Annotated in this window: 8 protein-coding genes; all 8 read right to left on the reverse strand. The window is 34.1% G+C overall.

The features are described from left to right. Positions 1–231 precede the first annotated feature (231 nt). Complete coding sequence (locus tag L323_RS32450; RefSeq protein ID WP_020815830.1) at positions 232–654, reverse strand: hypothetical protein; 423 nt, start codon at positions 652–654, stop codon at positions 232–234. Between the two features lie 195 nt (positions 655–849). Continuing rightward, a complete protein-coding gene (locus tag L323_RS32455; protein ID WP_020815831.1) occupies positions 850–1,125 on the reverse strand; it encodes a hypothetical protein in 276 nt (91 codons plus the stop codon). Positions 1,126–1,153: 28 nt separating this feature from the next. Then, positions 1,154–6,676, reverse strand: coding sequence for an RHS repeat domain-containing protein (locus L323_RS32460; RefSeq protein WP_020815832.1), 5,523 nt, complete (start codon positions 6,674–6,676; stop codon positions 1,154–1,156). Then, the gene (locus tag L323_RS32465; protein ID WP_020815833.1) at positions 6,673–7,542 is read right to left on the reverse strand and encodes a hypothetical protein; all 870 of its coding nucleotides are present in this window, start codon (positions 7,540–7,542) and stop codon (positions 6,673–6,675) included. The genes L323_RS32460 and L323_RS32465 overlap by 4 nt, the downstream gene beginning before the upstream one ends. A gap of 272 nt (positions 7,543–7,814) precedes the next feature. Then, positions 7,815–12,350 (reverse strand): S8 family serine peptidase, encoded by a 4,536-nt coding sequence (locus tag L323_RS40805; RefSeq protein ID WP_020815834.1) that lies wholly within the window; start codon positions 12,348–12,350, stop codon positions 7,815–7,817. Between the two features lie 195 nt (positions 12,351–12,545). Next, positions 12,546–12,923, reverse strand: coding sequence for an RCC1 domain-containing protein (locus L323_RS32470; RefSeq protein WP_020815835.1), 378 nt, complete (start codon positions 12,921–12,923; stop codon positions 12,546–12,548). 29 nt (positions 12,924–12,952) lie between these two features. Then, complete coding sequence (locus L323_RS32475; protein ID WP_020815836.1) at positions 12,953–13,396, reverse strand: hypothetical protein; 444 nt, start codon at positions 13,394–13,396, stop codon at positions 12,953–12,955. A 313-nt stretch (positions 13,397–13,709) separates the two neighbouring features. Next, positions 13,710–14,275 (reverse strand): hypothetical protein (locus L323_RS32480; protein WP_038275741.1); only part of this gene is annotated, 566 nt, incomplete at its 5' end.

Consider the following 14,275-nt stretch of genomic DNA (forward strand, 5'->3'; position numbering starts at 1 on the left):
TAGCTCATATGGCTTGCTTGTCCCACAGAGTATTGCTACATTGCGGTTCTTTGTAAATTCTAACGCTCCTTCGCTACTCTCATCTTGGATAACCCTACTCATATCATTTAATACAAAGTTTACTTCTTTTCACAAAACGATGTTTCTCACATCACTTACTATTTTACCTTCAAGCCTGATAATATACAAAAAGCCTGACAAGGTTCCCCCTGACAAGGCTTTGTTATACAACTACTTTCCATTAATGCTAGTACATAGATTTTCAATGCCTTCATAGAATTTATGTACATTATGTATTTTTAATCTGTATTGCTCACCCTTATATTCTGCCAAGTCTCCATAAAACTCAATTTCATCTATGACCTTTTCATCTTTGCCAAGCAAAGTTATACTAGTGTCGGGTGTTTCATTATGAATTTGAAATTTTTCATTTCTGTAATACTCTATTAAGTCAAAATATTTAATAACTTTACTTATTTTCTCCTTATCTTTGGTGTTCAAATCTATACTGCCAAATCCATTGATATTAATAGTATTTGTATTACTTAAATCAAGTTCAATATAAATTGCTTTTTCCCTAAATGAGAAAAAGTAAAAGACCGAAAATAGAATGAGAACACATATAATTACCAATACTATTATTTTAAACTTCATAAAATACCCTCCATTTAATAAAAATAATTTATTGTTTCTCTAATTAATAATGTGTGGAGTCCCATAAGTCACTCTACCTTGCCGTTTTCTAGCAGGGTAGCCCAGTCTGTTTTTAGTAACATACTTTCTCCATGTTGATCAAAAAAGAAAAGCCCCAATGGAGTGTTTGCTCCATCAAAGCTGAAATTATGGTTCTTAATTGCCTTTTAACTTTTCCCAAGTTTCCTGAGCTTTTAATCTTACTTGTTGGTCACTAAAATAAACATTTGGTAATTTTAAATCATCCTCAAAAGGTGAAAATCTACAAGCGATACTTACTAAATCTCCAAACACCTGAATTTCTATTTCTGTAAGAGAGTTATCTAACTCCAAATTGAATGTATCAGAAATCAAATCACTAAACGTTTTAGTATCATAATTACCTTGTAAGTATTCGGTTAATAAATAATATAACTTTTCTTTAAAAGTCATTAGTAATCTTCCTTTCTAAAAACAATGCTTATTTCTTTGTGTACATAAAGTGCCAAATAGAATTTGAAGCTCTATCATATAGGACTTCAAGTTTATAAGTAACTCCATTTTTAACCATATTTATATAATACATTATTGCTCTTGAGCCCTTTGGGTCTTTTGTTGCAGTTCCATTTCTAATTGCATCAATCAGTGTATTTACTGGTACAAATCTACCTGACTGCTCCATTCTTTGTGCAGCGGTTGTACTGAAGTTCACACCATTATTAAGAGCTTTATAATAACCTAATCCCGTCAACATCCATCTGGGTATTTGTAAAGCAACTGCTGAATTTGCAACAAGAAAATCTATAGCAATATTTGCAATTGCTGCACCTGCAAACCAACCAATTACAGCTCCACCAGCAGTTACACCGCTACGAATCGCCCAATACTTCCAGCCAGACGAATATCCAAGTTTCTTTGCGACATAATCACCAAAATACCATCCTGCTACACCACCTATTGCAGCACATACAGCTTGAATGGCAAAATGCCCGTCAGGGTCACAATACATAACTGCGTTATTGTAACAGTATGTGTATAGGTTTAGACTTAATGGGTCATCTATTACATATTGCTGTTTTTCTGATTTTCTATATATCCCACCTGTTAAGTTAGTATATTGAACATCTTCAGTTACATTAAATAAATTTATACGCTTACTCCAAACACTATCCTCTGTAATAAACCTCCCAATCCCCGGGTCATAATACCTCGCCCTCAGGTATATAGTCCCTGTTTCCTTATCAAAATACTCTCCAGAATATCTGAATACATTGGTATCACTAGGGTCTGGGTTCTTTTCGTTACCGAATGCATCATAGTCATAGTTCTTTATAACACTTCCAGATGTATCAGTCAACTGGGTTACGTCTCCGTGACCATTGAACAGGTAAAACTTTTTATTAGCAAGTTCGTCCTCACCATATATCAGATTTATTCCACGAACATATTTGTTTTTTATTTTTCCTGATTCATCCGTTTCCAGTGCTATCTGGTCGCCATCCCAAATCTGATTTGTAACTGTACCGTTTACATTTTTTGATGTTCTAAGGCCGGTACCGTCATATGAGTATTCTGCCGTTACGTCCCCTGTACTGGTTTTTATCAGCTGATTAAAGCCGTCGTACTCATTTAATGTTAAATCCGTGGTTTCTTGTTCTCCACCTGTTGATAAGTTAACCTCTGTGGTTTGATCCGGTATAGTTGGTGATATCTTTTCTGTGGTTTTGCAAATCGTGTTTCCGTTATTGTCATAGTTATATCTTGCAATATTTAACTCAGAATTTTCCTCTGTAGTCTCAGCAAGTAGCCTGTTACTTTTATCGTAAGTATAATTGGTCACAGACTTCCCGTTTATCGTCATTGTTTTACGATTGTTACTGTCATCGTAAGCGTACGAGACAGCAGGTTCATCTGATGGAATTTCATTTGTCAATCTTCCCAAGCCATCATACTTGTAGGATGTAGTTTTTCCTTTATTATCAGTTTTTGACGCCTGATTACCGTCAAGATAGTACTGATAAATATAACTTGATAAAATAGTCCCGTTCTTGGTGTTTGTAATGGAATCCAACTGGTTAGCAATATTATACATATACGTTGTTTTATTTCCGGTTGAATATGTCAATGACTGTCTGTTTCCATTTGCATCATACTGGTAGGTCGCAGTTAATACCCCATTTTCGTATACCTTTTCCAGTCTATTCATATTATCATATGTATAAGTAGTATTTGTTTTTACTAACTCGTTTTGTTTTATAACTAAGGATTTACGGTTATTAGCAACATCATAAGTATACTCTTTTTGAATTTCATTTGACGAAACTTCTTTTACTAACCGACCCAAATCATCATAAAAATACTCTGTATTGGTGCCTCCACCACTCATTTCTTTCTTTTTACCGATCAAAGTATAAGTATATGTATATGATGCATTTAGAGATGGATTTTCGGTATTTTTAACTGATTTTGTCAGTAATCTTCCATTTCCATCATACGTCATATTTATTACACTACCGTTTTTATCTTTCTTTTGTAACTGATTCCCATTTAAATCATATGAATAAATTTCAGTATTTCCATTTGGGTCTGTCATTTTTACAAGGTTATTAAATCTGTCGTATTCATATTTATTAGTTGAAAAACTTTCATCATCAGAAGACACATCGTCCAATCCCCGAATATATAAACTACTGCTAAGCCCTGTATACATCCTAAGTTTATTTCCTGTAGGATCATAGTAGTACTGAGTATAGTTTTCAGGAGAATTATTTTCATACTTAGTAACATCAGTAAGCATATTGCGAGTATCATAGCCATATCTGGTCTCTGAAAAAGTCAGTGCTTCGCCCGGTTTGCTATTACTTAACATATCGCACAGCAAATTTCCATTTTCATCGTAATAATGCTTTTTTATAGTAGAATACAAGGTTCCATTTTCATTTTGAAATGGCACTGTTTCTTTTATTAATCTTCCTAGACTATCATATTCATAGGATGTCCAATAATTATCCTGACCTGTGAGATTAGCTTTGAAATCTGATGTCCGAGCCAATCTCCCAAGTGCATCATATTCTGCTGTAGAAAAGGTTCCATCTATATTTGTGGTCTTAATTACGTTTCCTGCATAATCATAGTCAAATTTAGTTGTATATTCGCGATTTAAATATACTTCCGGCTCATCATATGCACGGGCAGTTTTTTCAGATATTTTATTACCCACATAGTCATACTTAAAAGTATCCAAGTATTCTACCCCATTGTGTACATTACCCTGTTTTACTAATCTGCTCGACTTATCTGTATATGTAACTGATATTATTGAAGGTGAATTCGCATCTCCCATTACAGTTTTGGTTACTTTTGTATAGCTACCATTTTCATTTGCATTATTATATGTATATGTTTCTTTATCAATTACAGCGTTGGACTGATCTATAGTTTCCTTTTCAGCTAATTTGCCGTCGCTTAAATAATTATATGTTATGCTTCTGTATGATGGACTCGAATTCCTATTATTCTCGGTTTTTAGTTTCATTTCACTGTCATAAGTATATTGATTAAGAAATTCTCCTGAGCTTAAGTCTTGCTCGCTCTCAAGATTTCCAAGTTTATCGAAATTATACTTAATCTTAGTACCCTTTTCATCAGTAACTATTGTACTATTTTCTGAACTGCTTGTAGTATAAATCCATGATTTATAACTTGCATCAGGATGTGTTTCCTTTATAACCCTATTCAGTTTGTCAACTTCATACTTGGTCGGACTTACGTTTTTAGCATCAATGCTCTCTACAAGATTTCCATACCAGTCATACTTATATGTTTCCTGGACTGTCGATCCTGGTCCGTTACTTTCGACCTGATCTATATTTTTGACATCATCAGCCCACTTACGTGTCAAATATGCTCCATTAAATTTTCCATTTCTTTCACTCTGATTGTCACTGTAGTCATATTTTGTAGATACTGAAGTTACTCCGTCATCCAAAAACTTTTTTTCTTCTTTAACGTTTCCGTAAACATCATACTCGTAGTATGTTTTACTTTTTAAGGTTCCGTTTTGGTAAATCTTTTTCCATTGAACAGCCTTATTATCGCTAGTAGGTGTATATTCCTCTTTTATTGTTGTTGCAGAATCTTTTTTGTACTCTTTAGTCAAAGTATAGTGATATGTAGGTTCATAAGTAAAAGTTACTTTATGTTCATTATCTAAAGGCATATTATTATTATCTCTTGATGCCTGACAATCCCAGTACCCTACTAAATCTCTAGAACCTGACGAATCATACTGATAGTTTTCATTTTTCTGCATGAATTCATTTGTAGCCTTATTGAATATTTTATTACACGTTTTTAATAACAACCTGGTTACAGGGTCATATTCATTTATTGTCTCATTCTTATGATCTGCACCCTCCCTTAGTATATTAAGCGGTAACAGTTTTTTATTGTATGTATAGATTTCACTGTTATTCAAATTGTCAACTATCTGTGTTTTATATGTATAGGTTTCTGGAATAGCAGCATCACTGCGATAATTCGGATAACCGTCATACTCTCCTGTATTGCCGTATAGGTAATTTAATTTTCTGTATTTTACCTTTTCTCCATCATTTTTCGAGTCAAATCTTTCTGAAAGCTTATAGGCTTCCATTACGCCATCGGTGCCGCAATTCTTTGTTATTTTTGAATATGCATAACAAGTCTCTCCCGAAGTTGGAGAAATTACTTTTGTAAGACAAGCAAATTGATTTGTAATTCCACTACTGATACTCTTGCTTAGTAAATTAACTTTTGCAGAATTGATTGTATATCTATATGTTGTCTGTCTATCAAGTGGGTCTATTACATTATCAAGAACGTAATCATTTGAATATCCTGAAATAGTAGTTTTGTTATATTTAACAGTTCTATTATTGGCTGAATTGCTCGCATCATTAACTGTTACAAGTACTTGACTTTTAGTGTAACTAATATTAATCTCTCTTCCGACACTATCAATTATTTTATTTACAATGGGATAACTGGTTGTGGAAGTATCATGTTGAAATTTGATTTCATTGTTGTACCTGTCTTTTATCCCTAAAAGTCTTCCATCATTGCCAAAATATGTCCTTCTTCCATCCTTTTGCTCAAGCACATAATATGAAGAAGCTTGTCCATTACTATATGACTGATTGTCTCTGTTCAACTTCATATCAATCAACGGATAATTTTTCAAGTGAGATTGCCCAGCGCTTGATGAGAAATCAATCTGCCATGTTCCCGCACTCCCATAGTTTAAATATAGGTATCCGCTTATGTTTTCAATGTACGGAAGGTCAAATGACCAACCTACACCTAAGGATGAATACTTTTCATTGCTTGTCACGTTATTTAAGTTATTCGAATAAGTGTAACCAGTACATGCCTGTACATAATATGCATATGGACTGCCGGCTGAGTAAGAGGTTACATCGTAAACATATGCCTGATGCCTTGTACTATAATATTCACTCCCATATTCATCGGAAATAGAATTATAATAACTTGAAACATTTTGTGCATCGGAATAACCATTTGCAATTAATGTATCTGAGGATGCTACATAACTTGATACTACAATACCATTAACACATGTATATACTGTTACTTTAGTATCAACACAATACCCCGCAAGTACATTTCCATAAACTGCGGATGATGTTGCATACGGCTCATACAAAGTACTATTATTCTGAGTATAATACCTTGTCAGAGAGAAATCCAAACCATTTCTGCCTTTTAAACTTATATCAGTTTGCTTTAAGGTAATGGCACCAGTGGATGTGTCAATATCTTCATCATATGCATTACTAATAGAATACGGAGGAGTTATTCCTTCCTTTAATATGGATTGAGCATAGCCTAGTCCGTTATATTCTCCACTTTTATCTTGTATTTCCTCAGCAAATACTAAATTGAAGCCGGATAATAGGATAAATGTAAAACTAAAAATGGATATAAAAATTGTTTTTAATTTCATTTTGCCTCCTCCTTAAGTACATTTTCAACTGCACTCCATTTCTTTTCTTTGCTTTTTAGTTCTAAAATATGCTTAAGAGAAGAGTCGTATTTTTCAGTCAGACTTTTGGCATATCCTATTTCAATAATATTTTGCATTCCATACTTTTTAGCTAACTTAATATCGTCATCGCTTATATTATTTTTTTCCCTGGCAGTACTTTCTATTTCCATCTGGCTCTTTTGAGTATCTACTTTCTTCAATTCAGCTTGATGTTCTTCCCAATACTGCTTATCCAGTTCCTCGTATGTCTTTCCTGATTCCATATCACTAATTATCAGATTAATAGCCTTTCCATAATTAAGAGAAAGAATATTTATCTGACTTATCTGCTCTTTTGACAACTTTTTATTTTTCAAAGATTCTTCTTCAGTATTTAATGAATTTAATTCATTACCCTTAGTTGTAGAACCTAAGAGATCAGATTCGATATCATTCCATGATTTGTCGGTTTGAACTAGGGTGTTACCTTTGTGACTGTATTTTAACTTTAGGATATCTTCTATAGCTTTGTGGCTTGAAACAGACAGTTTTTCCGCTTTTTCTATATCATTGAGGCTATACCCACTGTCATATAATTCTTCTAATTTTTCTTTAGTTAAGGTAGTAGCCTTGTTTTTATCATTTATTTTTTTCAGAGATTCCTTCCATTTCTCGTAGTTTGAACTGTCAAGTTTGCTTGATAAATTAAGTAAAGCCAACGATTCAGCTTTCTTCTTTTCACTATTACCATTTGGTTGAGACATTGCGAATATAGCTGCAGTACTGATTATTCCAAGTATGATAATGCAAATATTAATTTTTATAAACGTTTTTGATTTTTTCATTTATACTGACCTCCATTTTCCATTGCTTCAATTTTTAATTTGCATCAAAATGCAATACAACGTTACCGCTGACAGCAGCTTTAAGAGTTATGATATTTAATATTCCTGACCAGTTTTTGTCAACAGGTATGGATTTATCAACAATAAATCATATAATACATGGGTATTTTCTAAGACTGTTATTCCCGTATCAGCTATAGTTCCGGTTCATTTTTCCTTATCTTATGTAAATTTGCTTAAACGAGATATGGCACTTATCTAATTAATATTGGTCATTGGAGTCCTACCTTACAGTTTAATTCAACTTGTCCACTAACTATTGGCTTAAATTCTATAACGTTAATTGTACCTGACCAAGTTTTATCTTTGGGAATAGGTTTATCAACAGTGAATTTTATGATACCAGGATTATTTTGAATAATAGTTATTGTAGTTCCTGAAATGACCCCCAAATTTAATTCTTTGACAAATGTCATTTTACATAAATCTATGCTATTTATATCTTTCGGATTATATGTAATAGTAAAGATTTTACCCGTAATGTTATTCATGTTTTTTAGCCTTAAAACTAAGTTAAATGCAACTCCTGTATTACAGGTTACTGTGCATGCTGTAGTAATTGACGTAAATGGTATACCAAATGAATACTTAGCGTATTCACAATAATATTTTTCACCAATTCCCAGTTGACCATAATAGTTATATCCACACGCATTAACTGTTCCATCATTTTTCAAGGCCAAACTATGATTATCACCACCAGAGATAACTTTAATATTGCTAAGTCCACTTATTTGCATAAATTTTGTACTATGAATTGTCGTACCACTTCCTAACTCACCAAATTGATTACATCCACATGCCCAAACTGTTCCATCATTTCTTAATGCAAAACTTCGATACCCTTTTCCATAGATGGCCTTTATTTCACTCAACCCGTTTACTTTCATGGCTGTACTAGTATTTATTATATTACCAGTACCTAACTGACCCCAACTATTTAAGCCCCATGACCACACAGATCCATCATTCATCAATGCCAAACTATGCTGTCCCCCTGCAGAAATGGCAGTTATTCCATTCAAACCACTTACTTGCACCGCCGTTGTCCTTTTTGTTATCGTTCCGTCACCTAGTTGGCCGTAAGCGTTATCTCCCCATGCCCAGACAGTTCCGTCATTTTTGAGTGCTAGATTATGTGAGCTTCCAGCAGAAATGGCCACTATTCCACTCAATCCACTTACTTGTATTGGTATTTTTTTTGATGTTGTCGTTCCGTCACCTAGTTGGCCGTAAGCGTTATATCCCCATGCCCAAACAGTCCCATCATCCTTTAGCGCCACACTATGAGAGCTTCCAGCAGAAATGGCCACTATTCCACTCAATCCGCTTACATGTATTGCTATGTTTTTTTCTGTTGTCGTTCCATCACCTAGCTGACCTTTAGAGTTATCTCCCCATGCCCAGACAGTTCCATCGTTCTTCAATGCTAAGCTATTTGATTCTCCAGCTGAAATAGCTGTTATTCCACTCAATCCATTTACTTGCACTGCCGTTGTTTTTGTATCATTTGTTCCGTCCCCTAGTTGACCACAACCATTATATCCCCATGACCAGACAGTTCCATCGCTCTTCAATGCTAAGCTATGCCTATTCCCACCAGATAAAGCTGTGATGCCATTAAGTTCATTTACTTCTTGTATCACCATTGTTTCTGTAAACGTCGTAGTCCCATCTCCTAGTTGGCCACATGAGTTACTTCCCCATGCATACACTGTTCCATCATTCTTCAACGCTAAACTGTGATAATTACCCAAACTAAAGGCAGTAATTCCATTCAAACCTCTTACTTGTAACGCCGTTAACGTTTGATGTATCGTTCCGTTACCTAGTTGGCCATAAGAGTTATTTCCCCACATCCACAACGTACCGTCATTTTTCAAGGCAGAGCTATTAAATGCTGATCCTGAGATGGCTATTATTCCATTTAATCCACTTACCCGCACCGCCGTTACCCTATATGATTCATATGATCCGTCACCTATTTGAAAATCCTTATTCAATCCCCATGTCCATACTGTTCCGTCATTCTTTAATGCTATGCTATGAGATCCTCCAGCAGCGATGGACGATACTCCACTCAAACTACTTACTTGCATCGGTCCATAACTTGTTTCCGTTGTTCCGATACCTAACTGCCCATAATAATTGTCACCCCACGCCCACACTGTTCCGTCATTTTTCAATGCTAAGCTATGAGTTCCTCCAGCAGCGATGGCCGTTATTCCCCTCAAACCAGCTACTTGAACTACCGTCAGTGATTGTGGAAAATCTCTTCCTCTCCCATCACCCAACTGACCCTTATAATTTTCACCCCACGCCCACACTGTTCCATCATTTTTCAATGCTAAGCTATGAGAATTTCCAGCAGCAATGGCCGTTATTCCACTTAACCCGTTTACCTTGACTGGTGAAGTTCTATCTATTGTAGTTCCATCACCCAGTTGTCCACAACCGTTCAACCCCCAAGTCCACACTGTTCCGTCATTCTTCAAGGCCAAGCTATGATGTTGGCCAATTTCAATTTCCTTTATTCCATTCAATCCAATAACCTGCACGGGTGAAGTTCTGTTCGTTGTTGTTCCGTCACCTAGCTGACCATAAGTATTAAGTCCAAATGCCCAAACTGTGCCATCAAGACTTAGTGCTAAGCTGTGCATTCCTCCCGCAGCAACCTTAACAAACTGACCTTCTGTTGTATTTGTGGAATACAAGTTTATATCTCCTGTACTTCCTTGATTTGCAATATTATTTTGTGTTACTAATGTATCTGAAAAACTTATAATTTCGTCATTTGTAATATTGTCTACCGCATATTTACAATTTATTTTAGAACTGCCATTTACCTTTCCTGTCAAGCTAAGCAAATGCTCTGAGCAAGTGATAATTCTATCCTTCAACTCAACTGCACTCAAAGTGTTTTCTCTACTAAGCAAAATTGCTACCTCACCTGATACAAAAGCCGAAGCCATGGATGTACCGTTGCTTTCTCCATATGTATTATGAGCTAATGTACTTAGAATTCCTTCTCCCGGCGCAGCGACATCTACATTGCTTTCTCCATAATTTGAAAAGCTGGAAATGTTTCCATATTGGTTAACTGATGTAACAGAAATAATATTTGAACAATTAAAAGATGCTGGGTAAACAGGGTTATTATCGATATTTGTATTACTGTTTCCTGCTGAACATACAAACAGCATACTCGAATTAGATATTACTTCTTTCAGTGCCATATTATCAACAGTACTTCCCCAACTACAATTGACAATTTTTACTCCCATGCTCTCAGCATATTGGATAGCATTTATAATATTACTTGTATATGCTGTACCGTTATTAAATACCTTCAATGGCATTATTTTAGCTGAAGGAGCCACACCAGCTATTCCTTTACTATTATCTTTCACTGCTGCAATGATTCCAGCAATATGTGTACCATGGTTTTCATTAGCTATATTGTTATTTTCATAGATTACATTGCAATTTTCGATAAAATTCCAACCATTTGAATCATCAATTTTACCATTACCATCGTCATCTATGCCATTTTCAGAGATTTCTCCATTATTCAACCATATGTTTTCTACCAAATCTTCATGTGTAATATCAATTCCAGTATCAATTACTGCAACTGTTACACCTTTCCCAGTTGAATTTTTCCACGCTTCTTTAACACCAGCATCACACAAATATGTTTCTTGACTTTCAGATGTATTTTCCAGTTTAATAAAATCAATATCATTTGCAAGTTTCTCTAATATATATGGATCAACATTTTCTGGTACATCATCCAATAATATCTTGTCTTTTAATTCCTCAATTGGTGTATTTACTAGAAATTCCTTTAATTTGGGATTATTTTCAAAAACCTCTCTCCAGTGTGGAAATATCTTTTGCAATTTATCCAATATTAATAATCCACCGGAGTTTTCAATTATATTTGTTTTGTTATTTTCCAATCCCCATTGACTGTTATAATATGGATCATTTGAGCAAAGACTTATCTGATAATCTGGTTGTATGTACTCAATTTCACTATCTAAATTGTTTTTTACTAATTCTTTAGTAAAATCCTTAAGTTTCTCCTTCTTGTTTAAATGAATAATATCAATATCTTTAATATCGTTATTATTTAAGTCATTACTTTTACTTTTTTTAACTTTTTCTACTTTTTCCAAGACTTTATTTGCTTTATTTTTGCTATCTTTATTTTTATATTTGATAATATATCTATCTGTTTCAAAATTAGGATCACCGTTTTTTATTATGGTTGATTCTTTCGCAGTAATTGCGGAATCAGTAAGATTTATTTGCTCTGCAATCCCAGTTGGAGTTGTTGAAATTTCTGGAGTAGTTTGAATATCAATTGCACTAGTAGTTATCTCCAAAACATTGCTTTCAGCAATCACTTTACCGGCATCATCTTTTGTTTTAACAATATATTTATACTTTGTTTCAGGCTTAAGTTTTGAATCAGAATATGTAAAGCTGTTTAAGTTTTTTATAAGGTTGTCATCTCGATAAATATCGTATGATTTTGCTTTATCGTTGTTATTACTGCTTGTCCACACCAATTCTACAGAATTAAACGTAATACCAATATTTTTAAGAGACAACTGTGGTAAAGATAATTCAATAACTACATTTTCTGTTTCTGCCGCCGCATATATGGCTGGCATTAAAATACTTTGAATCATAAAAAAAGCAACCAATACTAGTGAAATACATTTTAATTTTTTATGCATAAGAACCTCTTCCTAATAATTTACTTATTTTATTACACAAATTAATATTAATAATTGTTAACACATTATCTATCCGGTATTAATTACATTCTCTGCTTTCTCACCCCATTTTTTACACTACTTCCTACGTCATCTTATTTTGAACCAGTTCTTTTATCCGATACTCTCAGAGCACTAGATTTTCAGCCGTGGATTTCATACTAAACCCCCCCATCCAATCATGTGAACAAATGTAAATTTGCTTAAATCAGATCCGGCACTTATCTCGTTAGTGTTATATGTAATAGTAAAAGAACGTTTTGTAAAATCATTTATGTTTTTGATTTTAAGAACGGGATTAAATTTTCTATCTTTTGTACATACCGCTGTACAATATGACGAAATGGGAGTTAATCCGTTAGCATTACCAAATGAGTATTCAGCATAATCGTAACACCCTTTACCTTCATTGCCCAATTTTCCACAATCATTTCTTCCCCATGCTCGGATTGTTCCGTCATTCATCAAAGCCATTGAGGTATTATCTGAACTTGTAGATGCTGCTACTCCTTCCAATCCACTTTCCAGTGCCACTGTTGCCCTTGCTGTTGTTGTTCCATCTCCTAGCTATCCATTAATATTACTTCCCTATGCCCAGACTTTCCACCACTGATTACTGCAAGAGTGTGGTTTTTCCCTCCGGAAACTTTAATAATTGGACCTTTTATTTTTAATGAATATAAATTATCCCCATTGGAACTAGAATCAAGCACTTGAGTTTCTTCATTCAAGTCAGAGTATTCTTTATGTGTTAAGTTTTTTACATCCTCATTTTTCAGTCTTTCTTCAGCAGCAGGCTTTTTTATTCTATACTGATAGGTTATATTCGGCATCAAATCCAAATCAGTATATGTAAAACTGTCGACTGACTTTATAATTCTTTCATTTCGATAAATTTCGTATGATACACCAGTAATACAATTATTTTTAGTAGTCCACACGAATTCAACACTTGTGTCGGTAACATTAATTGTTGAAAATGATAGAATTGGAACTGAAATTTCCATAACTACACTATCCGTTTGCTTTGTATAAACAGCTGTAAACAAAGTAGTTTAAATCACGAATAACAGCAGTAATAAAGTCGAAAACAATTTTACCTCTTTTTACATAAATATACTCACTTCGAAATATTAACTAATATTATGTTTTTCCATTGTATCATCCATATGGAATTTATGTCAATTTATACAATATAATATTATGCTATTAATATCTGTATATTATAACTATAATTTCAGCATTGTATATGTTTTTCAAGGATATGATAACTATTTATATATGCATAAATATACATACTTTCTTTTTCAGTAACCCTAGTTAAATGGATAAGTTCCTGGGGGGTCGCCCATGACCTCCCCCCGGTTCATTTTTCTTAAAAATGCTTAAATTGGGGCATTGGATTTTTTGATTAATAGACTTAAACCAATATGACATTCTGTGTTTTGTACCATTTATATATTTACTTAGTTTAAAGCGGTTGGCAGTGTTTTCTGTAGTTTTACTGAAAATATGTACATCTCCCAAGTCATCAATAGTATTTGCCTCTGACTCTTCAAAGGAATTGTTTTTATCGTCCTTATGTTCTCTGTTATCTTTCTCCTTTTTCTCCATGGATGGCGTGTATGCACAAGGTGTTTCATTGACTTCAGGTACTGAAAAAGAAATATCTTCCTTGATTGCCCCACACACTTCAATTTGGTCTCGATCCGCTTTGTTTACATCTTCACTATTTGACATTTTTTCAAAATTACATGGTACTATTTTATATAAATTCGATGTCTGTCCTCCGTCCTTCCTGAATCGTGGAGTCCTTTCAACCGCTCCGTATTTACACAGCTCTCTCATGGCCCTCTTTATTGTTGAGATTGATTTACCCACTATCT

Source organism: Ruminiclostridium papyrosolvens C7 (genome assembly GCF_000421965.1).
Lineage (GTDB): Bacteria > Bacillota > Clostridia > Acetivibrionales > DSM-1351 > Ruminiclostridium > Ruminiclostridium papyrosolvens_A.